Annotated in this window: 14 protein-coding genes; 3 read left to right on the top strand and 11 right to left on the bottom strand. The window is 71.3% G+C overall.

The annotated features are described in order from the left end of the window. Nucleotides 1-8: 8 nt before the first annotated feature. Genes AC3B5L_RS14805 through AC3B5L_RS14790 form a run of 4 tightly spaced genes read right to left on the bottom strand, consistent with a single transcriptional unit; the run spans nucleotide 9 to nucleotide 5,060 of the window. Nucleotides 9-1,877, bottom strand: coding sequence for a glycogen debranching N-terminal domain-containing protein (locus AC3B5L_RS14805; protein WP_268776568.1), 1,869 nt, complete (start codon nucleotides 1,875-1,877; stop codon nucleotides 9-11). Then, a complete protein-coding gene (locus AC3B5L_RS14800; protein WP_268776569.1) occupies nucleotides 1,874-2,713 on the bottom strand; it encodes a carbohydrate ABC transporter permease in 840 nt (279 codons plus the stop codon). Before AC3B5L_RS14800 ends, AC3B5L_RS14805 begins: the two co-directional genes overlap by 4 nt. After that, nucleotides 2,710-3,807: a carbohydrate ABC transporter permease gene (locus tag AC3B5L_RS14795; protein WP_259954072.1), complete on the bottom strand. Its 1,098-nt coding sequence runs from the start codon at nucleotides 3,805-3,807 to the stop codon at nucleotides 2,710-2,712. Before AC3B5L_RS14795 ends, AC3B5L_RS14800 begins: the two co-directional genes overlap by 4 nt. Before the next feature lie 2 nt (nucleotides 3,808-3,809). Further along, nucleotides 3,810-5,060, bottom strand: coding sequence for a sugar ABC transporter substrate-binding protein (locus AC3B5L_RS14790; RefSeq protein WP_280568692.1), 1,251 nt, complete (start codon nucleotides 5,058-5,060; stop codon nucleotides 3,810-3,812). Nucleotides 5,061-5,176: 116 nt separating this feature from the next. Here AC3B5L_RS14790 and AC3B5L_RS14785 point away from each other — a divergent pair, with 116 nt between their 5' ends. Then, on the top strand, nucleotides 5,177-6,181 hold the full coding sequence (locus AC3B5L_RS14785; RefSeq protein WP_490095927.1) for a LacI family DNA-binding transcriptional regulator: 1,005 nt from the start codon (nucleotides 5,177-5,179) through the stop codon (nucleotides 6,179-6,181). 30 nt (nucleotides 6,182-6,211) lie between these two features. Here the strand turns inward: AC3B5L_RS14785 and AC3B5L_RS14780 are convergent, their stop codons facing one another. Together AC3B5L_RS14780 and AC3B5L_RS14775 are read right to left on the bottom strand one after the other, a co-directional pair. Further along, nucleotides 6,212-7,126: an agmatinase family protein gene (locus AC3B5L_RS14780; protein WP_490095926.1), complete on the bottom strand. Its 915-nt coding sequence runs from the start codon at nucleotides 7,124-7,126 to the stop codon at nucleotides 6,212-6,214. A 1-nt stretch (nucleotide 7,127) separates the two neighbouring features. Beyond that, nucleotides 7,128-8,405, bottom strand: coding sequence for a DUF445 domain-containing protein (locus AC3B5L_RS14775; protein ID WP_187662415.1), 1,278 nt, complete (start codon nucleotides 8,403-8,405; stop codon nucleotides 7,128-7,130). 36 nt (nucleotides 8,406-8,441) lie between these two features. Between AC3B5L_RS14775 and AC3B5L_RS14770 the strand changes: the two genes are divergently transcribed. Continuing rightward, entirely contained in the window at nucleotides 8,442-8,714 is a 273-nt protein-coding gene (locus AC3B5L_RS14770; protein ID WP_025102619.1) for a metal-sensitive transcriptional regulator, read from the top strand. A gap of 20 nt (nucleotides 8,715-8,734) precedes the next feature. Here AC3B5L_RS14770 and AC3B5L_RS14765 read toward each other — a convergent pair whose 3' ends face one another. Together AC3B5L_RS14765 and AC3B5L_RS14760 are read right to left on the bottom strand one after the other, a co-directional pair. Next, nucleotides 8,735-10,123 carry an aspartate aminotransferase family protein gene (locus AC3B5L_RS14765; protein WP_490095925.1) on the bottom strand — a complete coding sequence of 463 codons (1,389 nt, stop codon included), beginning with the start codon at nucleotides 10,121-10,123 and terminating at the stop codon, nucleotides 8,735-8,737. 15 nt (nucleotides 10,124-10,138) lie between these two features. Beyond that, entirely contained in the window at nucleotides 10,139-11,623 is a 1,485-nt protein-coding gene (locus AC3B5L_RS14760; protein WP_490095924.1) for a CoA-acylating methylmalonate-semialdehyde dehydrogenase, read from the bottom strand. Between the two features lie 98 nt (nucleotides 11,624-11,721). Here AC3B5L_RS14760 and AC3B5L_RS14755 point away from each other — a divergent pair, with 98 nt between their 5' ends. Beyond that, nucleotides 11,722-13,263: a PucR family transcriptional regulator gene (locus AC3B5L_RS14755; RefSeq protein ID WP_490095923.1), complete on the top strand. Its 1,542-nt coding sequence runs from the start codon at nucleotides 11,722-11,724 to the stop codon at nucleotides 13,261-13,263. Between the two features lie 9 nt (nucleotides 13,264-13,272). Here AC3B5L_RS14755 and AC3B5L_RS14750 read toward each other — a convergent pair whose 3' ends face one another. Genes AC3B5L_RS14750 through AC3B5L_RS14740 form a run of 3 tightly spaced genes read right to left on the bottom strand, consistent with a single transcriptional unit; the run spans nucleotide 13,273 to nucleotide 15,710 of the window. Further along, nucleotides 13,273-13,740 (bottom strand): Lrp/AsnC family transcriptional regulator, encoded by a 468-nt coding sequence (locus AC3B5L_RS14750; protein ID WP_187662412.1) that lies wholly within the window; start codon nucleotides 13,738-13,740, stop codon nucleotides 13,273-13,275. 54 nt (nucleotides 13,741-13,794) lie between these two features. Next, complete coding sequence (locus AC3B5L_RS14745) at nucleotides 13,795-14,955, bottom strand: acyl-CoA dehydrogenase family protein (protein WP_490095922.1); 1,161 nt, start codon at nucleotides 14,953-14,955, stop codon at nucleotides 13,795-13,797. After that, nucleotides 14,952-15,710: an alpha/beta fold hydrolase gene (locus tag AC3B5L_RS14740; protein ID WP_268776578.1), complete on the bottom strand. Its 759-nt coding sequence runs from the start codon at nucleotides 15,708-15,710 to the stop codon at nucleotides 14,952-14,954. Before AC3B5L_RS14740 ends, AC3B5L_RS14745 begins: the two co-directional genes overlap by 4 nt. Between the last annotated feature and the right edge of the window lie 3 nt (nucleotides 15,711-15,713).

The following is a 15,713-nucleotide window of genomic DNA, read 5'->3' as shown; positions in this document are numbered from 1 at the left end:
CCCGCCCCTCATCGCAGGGCTTCGGCGCAGACCACGGCGGCAGCGGCGGACCATGCCTGCGGACGGCAGGCGGCCGGGTAGGGGACCGGTCGGCCGCCGTCGACGCGAGGCTCGCCCGAGTGCAGCTCCGGCACGCGGTAGTCGAAGCCCTCGGCGAGATCGAGCAGCTGGGCGGCGATGCGTCCGGCATGATCGGTGAGGCCGGCGCGGAGCATCCCGTGCACGGCGATCGCGGTGTCGTGGGTCCACACGCTGCCGCCGTGGTAGCTCAGCGGCCAGTATCCCGAGGCCTCCGTGGACATCGTGCGGACGCCGTACCCGCTCGACATCGTCTCGCCGACGAGCAGTTCCGCGCAGGCGTGCTCCTCGTCCGGATCGAGCAGCCCGGTGCCGATGAGATGGCCGATGTTGCTGGTGAGCGTGTCGACCGCGGCGCCGTGGGCGTCGAGGGCGATGGCGGGGTACCGCCCCTCCGGCGTGGTGACCCAGTAGGCCTCCCGGAAGCGTCGCCGCAGGTCCGCCGCCCACGAACGCAGGTCGTCACCGCCGGCTGCGCCCAGCTCGTCGAGGAGCGCTGCTCCGCGCACTGCGGCCTCGTAGGCGTATCCCTGCACCTCGCTGAGCGCGATCGGACCTTCCGCGAGACGGCCGTCGCGCCACTGGATCGAGTCGCCGGAGTCCTTCCAGCCCTGATTCGCCAAGCCGTGGCCCGACTCATCCGCATAGTCGATGAAGCCGCTGCCGGAGGCGTCGCCGTGCTCGATCATCCACGTCACTGCGGCGCGCAACGCGGGCTCCAGGTCCTTCAGCTCCGTGATCGTCAGGCCGGCCGCGCGCGCGTCGGCGAGGAGGCAGATCCACAGCGGTGTCGCGTCGACCGTGCCGTAGTAGAGCGGAGGCAGCAGCACGCCCTCGCCGGGGAGGGAGAGCTCCGCGCTGCGGAGCTCGTGCGCGATCTTGCCCGGGGCCTCCGCGGTGCCGGGGTCGTGCACCGTGCCCTGGAGACGCGCGAGCACCCGCAGGGTGGAGGCGGCGATGTCGCGGTCGGCGGCGAGGGCGAGACGGGCCGCCCAGATCGAGTCCCGTCCGAACAGGGTGAAGAACCAGGGGGCGCCCGCGGCGTAGAACGCCTCGTCCGGCTGATCCGGCAGGGCCAGTCGCAGGGCATCGAGGTCGGCGCAGGCGCGCTCCAGCCAGCGCGCGGCGCGAGGGTCCGCTCCGGTGGGGACGGGCCGGACGCCGGCTGTCCGTGGCGACGACGTCACGACCAGGGTCGGATCGTCGAGGTCGACCGACCACGTCACCTCGACCTCCCCGCGCGGAGGGACGGTCACCCGCCAGGCGAGCAGCATCTCCCGACCGTCGATCGACACGGCGGCGTCCACAGCGTGCAGCGTGAACGACGCCTGCCCTGCGCGGCAGCGCTCGCCGTCCCACGACCACTCCTCGCCCCCGGCCACCCCCGCCTTGACGAGCTGCATGGGGGTGAAGTCCGGGCGGATGCGCACCGTGAGCTCGGCCGTCACCTCGTGCATGAGGTGCGAGGACACCCGCAGGGTCTCGGTCAGTCTTCCCGCCTCGACGGTGCGATCCCGGTCGAGGCGCACCTTCGGATCGGCGGCGGCATCGTCGAGTCCGCGCAGCAGGCCGGTGAACAGCGCACGCTGCGGGACCGGCGCCGAGCAGGCGATGGCTTCCAGGGCGGTGTCCCGCACCTCGAGTCCGATCGCGGCGATGTGACGGACGTCGCCGTGGTAGACCCCGTGGATCGGGGCGCCGCCCACGTCGCCGTCGCGGTCGGACCAGACCTGGGTGGGGGCGTCGAGCACCACCACGGCGTCGTCGAGCAGCGGCTGGAGGTGGTGGCGGTCGGTCATTCCTTGACGGCTCCTTCGGTGGAATTCATGATGCGGCGCTGGAAGATGAAGAACATCACGGCGACGGGGATCGTCATGATGAGCGCCGCGGCGAGCTTGAGCGGGTACTGGGTGCCCTGGCTGAGCTGCCCGCTGGCGAGCGAGGCGACACCCTTCGTGAGGGTCGTCAGCGCGGGGTCGTTCGTGGACACGATGAAGTGGCTGAGCTCGTTCCACGACCCCTGGAACGACAGGATGACGATCGTGATGAGCGCGGGCGTCGCCATCGGGAGCACGACCGACCAGAAGGTCCGGAACGCACCGGCTCCGTCGATCCGCGCCTGCTCCTCGACCGAGACGGGGATCGACTCGAAGAAGTTCTTCATGATGAAGACGCCGGCGGCGTCGACCAGCAGAGGCAGGATCATGCCGGCGTAGGAGTTGAATATGCCGAGCTGGTTGATGACGAGGAACTTCGGGATGAGCAGGACGACGGTCGGCACCGACATCACGGCGACGAGGGCCGCGAACACGACTCCTCGACCGCGGAAGCGCAGACGCGCGAGCGCGTATCCGGCGAGGGAGTTGAAGAACACCCGCCCCGCGGTGACGAAGATCGTCACGATGGCGCTGTTGACGAACCACGAGGGGAAGTCGGAGTTGGCGAAGAGCCGTTCATAGGCGGCGAACGTCCACGACTCCGGGAGCAGGTTCACGCCGGAGCTCGCGGCGTCCTCGTCCGTCTTGAAACTCGTGAACACCTGGATCAGGAACGGGTAGATGTAGATGACGGCGAGCACGATCAGCACGGTGTACAGCACGATCTGCCAGGTCAGCTGCGTGCGCGAGAGCCTCATGACGTCCCTCCCTCGCGCGCGACCTCGTACGCGCGGATGCGGCGCCGCGATACCGGCCGGTCGCGCAGCACCCAGCGCTGCAGCAGCGTGAAGATCACGATGATGACGAAGAGGATGAAGGCGATCGCCGCGCCCTGACCCCACTCCTGGTCCGTGAACGCCGTCTTGTACGACAGGTACGCCGGGGTGAGGGTCGTCTTGCTGGGGGCGCCACGGGTGCCGGTATAGATCTGATCGAACACCTGCCAGCAGCCGATGAGCCCGAGGGTGAGCACCGTGAACAGCGTCGGCCGCAGCTGCGGCAGGGTCACCCGCCAGAACCGCTGCCACCCATTCGCCCCGTCCATCATGGCCGCCTCGTCGACGTCCGCGCCGAGATTCTGCAGACCGGCGAGGAAGAGCAGCATGAAGGTGCCGGAGGTCGTGAAGATGGCCATCAGGATGTAGGCGCTCATGGCGATCGACGGACCGGCGAGCCACTCCCACCAGGAGATGCCCAGCATCCCGCCGCCGGTGAGCGCGGCGGGTCCGGTGTCGATGCCGATGCCGCTGAGCGCGAGATGCAGGATGCCGCGGGGGTCGTTGAACCAGTTCGGACCGTTCAGGCCGAACCAGGCGAGCACGCTGTTGACCGCTCCGCTCGCGGAGAACAGGAAGAGCCAGAGCACCGTGATCGCCACCGAGCTCGTGACGGAGGGGAAGTAGTACGCGGTCCGGAAGAACCCGCGGCCGCGCAGCACCGCTCTGTTCACCAGGACGGCGAGGAACAGGGCGATGGCCGTCTGCAGGGGCACGACGAGCAGCACGTACCAGGAGTTGTTGCGCAGCGCGGTCCCGAAGTCCTTGGTCGCGAGGCCGCCGTCGGCCAGCACGGCCGAGTAGTTCTCGGTGCCCACGAACGAGACCGACGGCGAGAGGGGGCTGCCGCGCCCCGCCCAGTCCGACATGCTGACCCAGAGCGCCATGAGCACGGGGACCAGCAAGAAGACCCCGAGGATGAGGATGACCGGCGCCGTGAAGAGCCACCCGGCTGCGGCCTCGCCGCGGCGGAGTCCGGAGGCTCCCCCGCGGCGAGACAGGGCGTGTCCCGCCATCGCTACTCGACGATCGCTTCGAGGTTCGACTGCACGGTGTCGAGGATCTGTGCGGGGTCTCCCGTCTTCAGCGACTCGAGCTGCGCGTTGAAGTCGGCGATCACGTCCGCAGCGCCGTCCTGGTTGGGCGGGAACTGCGCGTAGTCCGCTCCCGCGAGGAAGGGCGCGAGGTCCGGGTTGTCCGCGGTCCACTGGTCGGCGGCGGAGGTGATCGACGGCATCGGGCCGAACGCCTTCGAGAAGGCGAGCTGGCTGTCAGCACTGGTGAGGTACTCGACGAGGTCGAGGGCCGCCTGCTGGTTGGGGCTGTCGGCAGCCATGCCCCAGCAGTTCGTGAACTGCAGGGTGCCCTGGCCGCCCGGTCCTTCGGGAAGCTCGGCGACGGTGTAGTCCACGGAGCCGAAGTCGTTCGCCATCGCACCGGTGATCCAGTTGCCTTCGATCACCATCGCGGCCAGCTCCTTCCCGAGTGCCTCGCCGCCCCAGCCGGCCCCGACGTCCTTCGCGTAGGCGAAGGTGCCGTCGACGAGGTGGGTCTGCACGTACTCCAGCGCCTCGACGTTCGCGGGGTCGTCCGCGATCGCCGTGCCGTCCTTCACGAGCCCGCCGCCGGCCTGCGCCATGAACGTGCCGACGCGCTGGTACTCGGCTCCGAAGGCCAGACCCACGTGGTCGGCGGTGGTGAGCTTCTGCGCGACGGCCGCGAGGTCGTCCCAGCTCTTCGGGAGGTCGGCATCGGTGAGTCCCGCCTCCGCCCACATGCGTGTGTTGATCACGAGCGCGAGCGTGGAGAAGTCCTTGGGCGCACAGTAGAACGTGCCGTCGAGGGTGAAGTTCTCGACGAGGGAGGGGTAGAAGTCGTCCTTGTTCGAGAGCTCGTCGCCGTACGCCTGGAGGGAGCCGTTCGAGGCGTACCCGGCCATCTGCTCCGGTGCGAGGTAGAAGAGGTCGGCGGGGTTCCCGGCGGCGAAGCCCTGGGAGAGCTCCTGCGCCAGGTCGCTCGCCACCTGGAGGTCGACCTCGGTGCCGGACTCCTCGGACCAGGCGTCGAGCGCCGACTGCACTGCGGCGGTCTCGGCGTCGCCCGACGAGCCGATGAGGATCGTGAGGCCGTCGTCGGAGGAGGTGAGGTCCGTGTCGCCCTCGCTCTGCTCCTCGCCTGAGAACCCGGAGCCGCACCCGGTGAGCACGAGGGTGGTGGTGATCAGGACCGCTCCGGCGCCGAGCCAGGCGCGTGTGGTCTGCCGTGTCATGTCTCTCTCTCCTTTGATGAGGGCCGGCGGGCAGGAATTTGAACGATCAAACTCTGCATGGAATACGCTAGGTGCGGCAGTGCGGACGTGTCAAGCCGCCGGGATCGAGGAGTGCGATGGCCAAGGCCCCCACGGTGGAGGATGTGGCGGCACACGCCGGCGTCTCCCGCCAAACGGTGTCGAACGTCCTGAACACCCCGGACATCGTCCGGCCGGCCACCCGGGAGCGCGTGCTCGCCTCCATCGACGAGCTCGGCTACCGTCGGCACGCGGCGGCCCGCCGGCTGCGCCTGCGTCGGAGCTCGACGATCGGCATCCGGCTCGACCCGTACCTGGGCGGGATCTCGGGGGTGGTGCTGGATCGGTTCGTGCACGCCATCACGGAGCGGTCGAGTGATCGCGGCATGCGCATGCTCGTGTACGCGGCACGGACCCCGGAGGAGGAACTCGGCCGGCTCGCCGAACTGTGGGACGGATCCGAGATCGATGCGGCGATCCTCACCGGCACCGTGCGCGACGATCCCCGCGTCACGCGGCTGGACGCGCTCGGTCTGCCGTTCATCTCCTTCGGACGGCCGTGGGGGGATGACGACATCTCCGATCCGATGCATCTCTGGGTCGACGTGGACGGCGCGGCGGGCACCAGGGCGGCGACGACGTATGCGCTCGAGCACGGGAGCGCGGTGACCTTCCTGGGCTGGCCGTCGGGGTCAGGCACGGGGGACGATCGAGAACGCGGGTGGCGCGAGGCCGTCGGGGAGGCGGGGGCGCACGGCGCCAGGGTCGTCGCCGAGGACTCGGTTCCCGAGGCGCGTCGGGCGATCACCCGGGCGCTGGAAGACGGCATCCGGGCGGACGCCATCGTCTGCGCCAGCGACTCGCTCGCCGTGGGGGCCCTGCTCGGCCTCGCCGACGCCGGGAAGACCGTCCCGGTCATCGGGTTCGACAACACGCCCACCGCCGAAGCCTTGGGATTCTCCAGCGTCGAGCAGCGACCGGAGGATGTGGCGGAGGCGATCCTCCATCTATTGATGGGGCCGACGGGGGACGTCGTCGCGCCGCGTCGGGTCGAGTCCGGCTCGGCGCACGCGCTCATCACGCCCGAGCTCGTCGTGCGCTGATCCGGCGCGTCGCCCAGGCCGCTCCTCTGCTCAGCGCGCGGCGAGGCCGGCGAGCAGCTCGAGCACGCAGAGGGCCGCGAGTCGCACGGTGCGACCGTCCTCGGCATCCGCTGTCGCATCGACCTCGGCGATGTCGGCGCTCCGGACCCGCGGGTCGGCGGCGACACCGCGCGTGAGGGCGCGCAGCTCCCACGCCGCCAGGCCTCCGGGGACGCTGGCCGGGCATCCCGGGGCGACCGCGCGGTCGCACACGTCCACGTCGATGTCGAGGTGCACGCGGGGCCGGTCGCCCGCCCCCGCGATCTCGACCGCCTCGGCCACGACGTCGGCGATCCCGCGACGGCGCACGTCGTCGAGCGTGACGACCCGGATGCCCCAGTCCGCCGCCCGGCGCGCGTAGGCGGCGGAGTTCGCGAAATCGGCGAGGCCGATCTGCACGATCCGGGTGGGGTCGATGCGGGCGGTGGGGAGGCCGGACGCCGCCGGGGCGTCTTCGACGAGTCGTCGCATCGGCGTGCCGTTGGAGACGCCGTCGCGCAGGTCGAAGTGGGCGTCGAACGTGATCAGGCCCGTGGCCTCCGCACCGAGGGCGACCGGGTAGGTGAGGGAGTTGTCGCCGCCGAGAGCGATGACGAGGTCGGACGCTCGCGCCAGCTCCCGGACCCGCTCGATCGTCCGTGCCTCTCCGGTGTCGCCGTCCGGCTCCGGCACGTCCCCGGCATCCGCGATGCGGAGCACCTCGTCCAGGTCGATCGTCGGCGGGCCGAGGACCGTCGTGCCGTAGCGGGGGAGCGCCTCGCGGATCGCGGCCGGCGTCGCGTGGGCTCCGGTCGGGGACAGCGAGGTGCGCCAGATCGGGACGCCGAGGAGCACCGCATCGGCCGTGTCCTCGAACGCGGGCCAGGCCCCGGCGCGCGGCCAGGACGGATCGTGGGACAGCGCCATGTCAGACTCCCGGGATCAGGGCGTGGGCGACGGTGAAGATCGCAAGGCCGGCGAGGGCGCCGACGACGGTGCCGTTCAGACGGATGTACTGCAGGTCGCGGCCGACCATGAGCTCGATCTTCTCGGTGGTCTCGGCGGGATCCCAGCGCTCCACGGTGTCGGTGATGATCGAGGCGATGTCGTGCCGGTACCGGTCGACGAGGAAGACGGCCGCGTCCGAGACCCACGTGTCGACCCGGCGCTGCAGGGCGGCGTCGGTCGTGAGCCGCTCGCCGACCTCCTGCAGGGCTTGCACGGCGCGACGCCGCAGCCCGCTCTCCGGGTCGGCGAGGGAGGTGAGGAGTCCGTTCTTGGCGGTGTTCCAGGCCTCCGCCGCCAGGGCGCCGACGCGCGGGCTGTCGAAGAGAGCAGCCTTGGCGTTCTCCAGTTTCTCGCGCGTCGCGGGGTCGTTCTGCAGAGCGTCAGCGAGGCGGGACAGGTACCCGTCGATCGCGAGGCGGGCCGGATGCCGCGGATCGGCCTGCACGGCGCGGACGAACTTGACCGCCTCGTTGTACACAGTGTCGTCGATCAGGCGGTGCGCGATCTTCGGCATCCACCCGGGGAGTCGTCGGGAGACGAGTCCGGCGAAGGACGCGGCGTTCGCGTCGAGCCACCGCCCGATGCTGTCCACCGCGAGGTCGACAGCGCCGTGGTGCGCTTCCGCGTCGACGATCTTCTCCAGCCACGCTCCGGCGGGCGGCCCCCACTCCGGTGCGACGAGGTGCTCGCGGGCGAGGTCGGCGAGGAGGTCGCGCACGTCGTCGTCGCTCAGCGCGTTCAGCACCGCCGTCGCGACCGTCGCGCCCTCGGCAGCGACCCGCTCGGCATGCGGGGTCTCGCGGAGCCACTCGCCGGCGCGGAGGGCGATCGCGGTGCTGGTCAGCTTGGTGCGCACGACGTCGGCAGCGAGGAAGTTCGTCTCCACGAACTCGCCCAGCGTGCGGCCGATCTCGTCCTTGCGGTTCGGGATGATCGCGGTGTGCGGGATGGGCAGGCCGAGCGGACGGCGGAACAGCGCCGTGACCGCGAACCAGTCCGCCAGCGCGCCGACCATCCCGCCCTCCGCCGCGGCTCGCACGTAGGCGAGCCCACCGACCCGCTCCTGGAACGCGAACGCGACGATGAAGGCGAGGGCCATGAAGATGAGGGCGCCGAGCGCGACGGCCTTCATCCGCCGCAGCGCGCGCCGACGCTCCTGGTCGGCGACGGAGAGCAGCGTCGTGGGTGTTCGCGGCATGACGTCATCCTTTCACGGGGCGAGTAGCCTCGATACGTGATCGAAGACATCAAGAAGCGCGCTCTGCACCGCACCAGCATCCTTGAGGGTCAGATGCGCGGTGTCGCGCGGATGATCGAGAACGAGGAGTACTGCATGGACATCATCACGCAGTCCCGCGCGATCCAGCGCTCCCTCGAGTCGCTCAACCGTCTGCTGTTGGAGAACCACCTGCGCACGCACGTCACCCACATGTTCGAGGACGGCGGCGAGGAGCGCGACAAGGCCGTCGGCGAGCTCCTCAAGGCGTTCGACTTCGACCGCAAGTAGCGTCCGGCGGGGGGCGCCTCTCAGCCGACCGCGTACCCGTCGGCGACCGTCAGCGCCTCCTCGATCCCGGCCAGTCCCCGCACCAGCTCCGCCTCCTCGATCACCAGCGGCGGGGCGATGTGCACGCGGTGGAAGTGCGTGAAGGGCCAGATTCCTGCCCGCTTCGCGGCGGCTGCGAACGCGGTCATCGGCGCGGCATCGGTACCGGTCGCGTTGAACGGCACCAGCGGCTCCCTGGTCTGCTGGTCCCGCACGAGCTCCACCGCCCAGAACAGGCCGCGGCCGCGCACCTCGCCCACGCTCGGATGCGACGATGCCCACGCGCGCAGCGTCGGGCCGACGATCCGCTCGCCGAGGGCGCGTACCCGTTCCAGGATGCCGTCGCGGCGGAACACCTCGAATGTGGCGACACCGGCCGCGCAGGCGAGAGGGTGCCCGGAGTACGTGAGCCCGCCCGCGAACGGAACGGTGTCGAAGGCTGCGGCGATGCGGTCCGAGATCACGACGCCGCCGAGCGGGACGTAGCCCGAGTTCACCCCCTTCGCGAAGGTGATCAGATCGGGGCGCCCCTCGAAGGCGTCGATGCCGAACCAATCGCCGAGCCGGCCGAACCCCACCATCACCTCGTCGGCGATGAAGACGATCCCGTAGCGGTCGCACAGCGCGCGCACCCCGGGCAGATAGCCGGGCGGCGGAAGCAGCACGCCGTTGGTGCCGACCACCGTCTCGACGATGATCGCGGCGATCGTCTGCGGGCCCTCGAGCTGGATGGTCTGCTCCAGATGCGCGAGGGCGCGCTCCGTCTCCTGCTCCTGCGTCTCGCTGTGGAACGGGGAGCGGTACAGGTACGGGCCGAAGAACCGCACGGCGCCGGTGTCCGTGACGTCGTTCGCCCAGCGACGGGGGTCGCCGGTGAGGGAGATCGCGGTGGCGGTGGAGCCGTGGTAGCTGCGGTACATCGACAGCACCTTCCGGCGACCGGTGGCCTGCCGGGCCATGCGCACCGCGTACTCGTTCGCCTCCGCGCCGCCGTTCGTGAAGAACACCTTCTCGAAGCCGTCCGGGGCGACCTCGGCGATGAGGCGCGCGAGCTCACCCCGCACATCATTGGCCATCGACGGCTGGATGGTCGCGAGCCGCCCGGCCTGCCGCTGGATCGCGGCGACGAGGTCCGGGTGCTGATGGCCGAGGTTGAGGTTCACGAGCTGGCTGGAGAAGTCGAGGTAGGCGGTGCCCTCGTAGTCCCAGAACGTCGAGCCCTGGCCGGCGGCGACCGGCAACGGGTCGATCAGCGCCTGGGCGCTCCAGGAGTGGAAGACGTGGGCGCGGTCGTCGGCGCGCACCTGCGCTTCGGCGTCGGGGGCGGGGAGCGGAGAGGAGACTCCGTGGCGGTCGGTGAAGGTCGTCATCGTGATCGCTCCTCGTCAGTGGTTGCTCGGGAAGCCGAGGTCGATCTGCGACGGGGTGTGGTCGGGCCACCGCGTCGTCACGACCTTCGACCGCGTGTAGAAGTGCACGGACTCCGGGCCGTAGATGTGCGCGTCGCCGAAGAGGGAGTCCTTCCACCCTCCGAAGGAGTACGCGCCGACGGGCACCGGGATCGGGACGTTGACGCCGACCATGCCGACCTCGATGTCGAACTCGTACTGCCGTGCCGTCCCACCGTCGCGCGTGAAGATCGCCGTGCCGTTGCCGTAGGCGTTCGCGTTGACCAGCGCGACCGCCTCCGCATAGGTGGCCACGCGCACCACGGACAGGACCGGGCCGAAGATCTCGTCGTCATAGACGCGCATGCCAGGGGTGACCCCGTCGATCAGGCTCACGCCGAGGAAGAAGCCGTCGCCGTCGAACTCCGCGCTCGTGCCGTCGACGACGACCCTGGCGCCCTCTCCGGGGGCTCCCGCGACATAGGACGCGACGCGATCACGGTGCTCCGCGGTGATGAGCGGGCCCATCGCGCTCGCCGGGTCCGTGCCGGGGCCGATCGAGAGGCCGTCGATGCGGCGGGCGATCGCGGCGACGAGGTCGTCGGCGATGTCGCCCACGGCCACGAGCACGGACACCGCCATGCAGCGTTCGCCCGCGGAGCCGTAGGCCGCGGAGACGGCGGCGTCGGCGGCCGCGTCGATGTCGGCGTCGGGCATCACGACCATGTGGTTCTTCGCGCCACCGAGCGCTTGGACGCGCTTCCCGGCGGCAGACGCCCGCTGGTAGATCGCCCGGGCGATGGGCGTCGATCCGACGAAGCTCACCGCGTGCACCCGCGGGGAGTCGAGAAGCGCGTCGACGGCCTCCCGGTCGCCGTGCACGACGTTGAGGACGCCGTCCGGCAGGCCCGCCTCGTGGAACAGCCGTGCGAGCCACACCGCGGCGGACGGATCCTTCTCACTGGGCTTGAGGACGACGGTGTTGCCGCAGGCGATGGCCGAGGCGACCATCCACAGCGGCACCATGACCGGGAAGTTGAACGGGGTGATGGCGGCGACCACCCCGACCGGCTGCTTGACGGAGTGCACGTCGACCCCGCGGGCGACCTGCTCGCTGCGCTCGCCCTTGAGCAGATGTACGAGGCCGGCCGCGAACTCGACGTTCTCGATGCCCCGGGACACCTCGCCGGCCGCGTCGGACAGGACCTTGCCGTGCTCGGACGTGACGATCGCCGCCAGCTCGTCCGTGCGCTCCGTGAGGAGCTGGCGGAGCCGGAAGAACACGTCGGCGCGTTTGATGAGGCTCGTCTCCCGCCACGCCGGGAGTGCCGCAGCCGCGGCGGCGACGGCGGCGTCGACCTCGGCGGCCGAGGCGAAGGCGACCTCCTTCGTGACGGCTCCTGTGGCCGGGTCGAAGACGGGGCCGCGGCGCGCCGCAGCGGCCGTCTCGGTGCCGTTGATGAGATGACGGACGGTGTCCACAGGTGCTCCTTCGCAGTGGGTCGCGTATCGCACACTCTGACCGAGGGTCGCTACGCTGGGGCTCGGCCCATGCTCACAGAGAACGGAGCCCGCGCAGAGTGGCAGAGCGTCAGGAGTTCTTCTTCGGTCGGACAGACCGTCCGGATCGGCGCTCGTCGGCGCTGCGCGTCGGGGACGTCCTCGCTCTTCCCGCGGTCCAGGAGGGAGCGCCGACCGTCCTCGTCGGCGGCCCGGCACTCGAGGCCGGGGTGCGGTGGGTCCACGTCTCGGACAGCGCCGACGTCGCCCGCCTGCTCGACGGCGGCGAGCTGCTGCTCACGACCGGCGCCGCCTGGCCGACCGGCACCGCAGCACTGCGCGTGCTCGTGGCGGAGCTGGCGGCGATCGGGGTCTCGGGCATCGTGATCGAACTCGGCCCGCGGATGTCCCGCGTCCCGGACGCGGTCATCGAGGCCTGCGCCGCCGCCGGTCTCGCCCTCGTCGCGCTCGCGGTGGAGGTGAAGTTCGTCGCCGTGACCGAGGCCGTGCACCGGGCGCTGATCGAAGCGCAGACCGCGGCGCTCCGCAAACGGCAACGTCTGCATGATCTCTTCACCGCCCTCAGCCTCCGTGGCGCACCGGCCGACCTCATCGTGTCGGAGGTCGCCCGTGCGCTCGACGTCCCCGTCCACCTCGAGAACCTGGCAGGAGAGGTCGTCGCCGTCGAAGCTCTCCGCGTTCCGGTCGGCCAGGCTCTCCGTCCGCCCGGCCCGGATGGCGGTGACCGTGTGCCGGTGCAGGCGCGCGGTGTGCGCTGGGGCTGGCTCATCGCGGCGGACGGTCCACCGCATCCCGCCGGTCGCGCCACCGTCTTGGAGCTGGGGGCGACCGCCCTCGCCTTCGGTTGCCTCGCCGACGGGGAAGGCGCGTGGACCGTGCTCGCGCACCGCAGCCTCATCGAGGATCTCCTCGGCGCGCGCTTCGCCCGTGAGGAGGATGTCGAGGTCCGGCTCCGGCGGCTCGGGCTCGATCTCGCGGGCACCACCGGCACCGGGCTCGTGTTCCGCACCGACGAGGTATCGGACCGGCTGGTCGCCCGTGCGCGTGCGGCCGGTCTGGCTGCGGTGGGCTCGCGGCGCGGCGCCGACGTGGTGCTGCTCGTCGCGACCGGCGTCGGCGCCCTGTCCGATGCGGCCGTCCGCCACCTCTCCGGCGGTGCGCCCGCGATCCTCGGTCCGAGCGCCGAAGGCGTGCTCGGACTCCTGGCCTCGACCCGTGCCGCGCTCGACCTCGCCGCGCGGCCGTCCGGGGGTGACGTGCCGGCGGTCCGCCGCGTCGCCGACCGGCCGCTCGAGCGCCTCGTGTCCGCCCTGCGCGACGATCGGCGACTCCAGGCGCACAGCGAGCAGATGCTGGATCCGCTCGTGCGTCACGACAGGGATCGCCGAGGCGATCTGCTCGCCGTGCTCGCCGCTCTCGTGGCGCACCCGGGCAACCGCTCCGCCGCGGCGGCCGCGAGCCACCTCTCCCGCTCGGTGTTCTATCAGCGCCTCGCGCTCATCGGCGACCTGCTGGGCGCGGATCTGGACGACGGGGAGACCCTCGCCGCCCTGCACCTCGCCCTGCTCGCCCGCCGTCGTGATACGGCGCCGCCGCTCTGAGCGGGACGGTCAGCGTGTGCCCCAGGCGAACTGCTGCTTCTGGAGCTTCGCGTAGATGAAGGTCTCCGTCGACACCACGCCCTGGATCGGACGGATGCGGTCGTTGACGAGCGCCAGCAGATGATCGTCGTCCTCGCACACCGCCTCGACGAGCACATCGAACGATCCGACCGTGATCACGACGTAGTCGACCTCGTCGATGTCGGCGATCGCCTCGGCCACGCCCCGCGCGTCGCCGGCGACCTTGACGCCCACCATCGCCTGCCGGTGGAAGCCGAGCTGCATCGGATCCGTCACCGCGACGATCTGCATGATGCCCGACTCCGTGAGGCGCTGCACCCGCTGGCGGACGGCGGCCTCGCTCAGCCCCACGATGCGGCCGATCTCGGAGTACGAGCGGCGGCCGTCCTCCTGCAGCATCTCGACGATGGTCTTGGAGATCGCGTCGAGGGTGTGGTCCTTCTTCGACGGTGCCATGGTGCGATCCTGGCACTGCGGACGATCGCGGACAACGGGGTCCGCGTGCGCCGATCAGGCCTCGATCGGGCCGAGCCAGGCGCTCGCCGCTGTGGCGTGCGCCGACTCGGGGTCGGAGGGGTGGAACGCCCCGGCGAGGACGTCGCGGTACAGCCGGGAGAGCTCGTTGCCGGAGAAGTACGAGCCGCCACCGGCCACCAGCATCGCCTCGTCGACCACCTGCTTGGCCATCGTCACCGCCCGGTGCTTGACTCCCGAGAGCGCGGGGAACCAGCCGGCGCCGCGGTCCGCGCGCTCATCCACGTCGCGGGCGAGGGCGGCGATCTGCGGCGGGAGCGCGTCGTAGGCGAGGGCCATGTCGGCGATACGCCAGCGGATGTCCGGATCCTGGCTGTACGCGGTGCCGCTCTTCTTGGAGCGACGTCGGTGCGCCGTCGCCACGGCCAGCTCGAGGGCCCGGCGCGCTATGCCGGTGTAGACGGAGGCGAGGAGGATCTCGAAGACGGAGAAGATGCCGAAGACGATCGGGTCCGGGCTGGGTCCCGGGTCGATGCGCCGCACCACGTGCGCCGCATCCGCGACGGCGCCGTCGAGCCGCGTGGTCCGGCTCTGTGTGCCGCGCATGCCGAGGGTGTCCCAGTCATCCGCAGTGGAGACCGCGGAGGTGCGGTCGACGAAGGCGAACACGAGCTTCGGCGCGTCCGGGCTCGTGGTGTCGAGGCCGTGCAGCCCGAGCTTCGTCCACACGGGGGCGAGCGAGGTGAAGATCTTGGTGCCGGTGAAGGCGTAACCGCCGTCGCCGTCCGGGGCCGCCGCCGTGTCGCTCCCGAACAGCACGAGGTCGTTGCCGCCCTCGCTGATGCCGAACGCGAAGACCTCTCCGGCCACGGCGCCGTCCTGCACGAACTCGAGACCGGGGACCCCGCGATCCGAGAAGACCTTGGCCACGCCGGTCCAGACCAGGTGCATGTTGATCGCCAGGGCCGTTGCGGGCGCGGCGCCGGCGAGCCGCTGCTGGAGGACGGCCGCCTGCTCCACGCCGAGTCCCGCGCCGCCGCGCTCCCGGGGCACGAGGATGGACAGGTAGCCGGCTGCGCGGAGCTCGTCGAGGTCGGCCTGGGGGAAGGTGTTCTCCCGGTCGTGGATCGGCGCGCGTTCGCGGATGCGGTCGAGCAGGTCGTCGGGGAGATACGCCGACGGGTCGAAGTCGTTCATGCCAGAGCCTCCAGGAGCTGTCGGATCGATTCCTCCGGGCGGTCGCGATGCACCGAGTGGCCGGCGCCGGCCACGACCGACAGGGAGATGCGGGGGTTGCTCGCGAGCACCTCGTCGGCGAGAGCTCCGGCGAAGATGCTGTAGACGGCGGGGTCGCCGCCGATCACGTGCGTGGGCACGGTCAGGCGGGCCGCGTGTCCGCGGACGTCCCACGGCTGATTCTGGGCGCTGGTCTGCTCGACCGCCCACGCACTCGCCCGCCGGACGGCGTCGACCTTGAGCTCCTGGTCCTGCGGGTGCCAGTGCGGATGCTCCTGCCGCACGGCGTCGAGGCGGTTGTCGGCGAAGGCGCGTTCCTGGCTGTGGCGGACGATGGCCGCATCCCGCTGGACGATGTGGATCGCGGGGTCGATGAGGACCAGGCGGTGCGTCCAGCCCGTGTCGTCGGCGGCGGCCACCGTACCGGCCGCCCCGCCGAGCGAGTGCCCGACGACGGCGTCCCAGGCGCTCGACCCGGCAGGCCGCGTTGCGACGAGATCCGCGGCATACGCCGCGACGGAGTAGTCGAGGGCCCGCGGGGCGTCACCGTGGCCGCGCAGGTCCACCGCCGTCGCGTGCCAACCGGCCGCCGCGAGAGCATCGCCGAGCCGCCACATGAGTGCGCCGGACGAGCCGAGACCGTGCACGAGAAGGGCGCGTCGCCCCGCCGCGGGATCGCCCCAGCTCAGGCGGGGAAGGGTGACGGGAGCGGGCATGGC

The organism is Microbacterium sp. C-MGS6, from assembly GCF_058140415.1.
The sequence above is the reverse complement of the archived record's forward strand: the minus strand, read 5'-3'. Positions and strand labels throughout refer to the sequence as shown.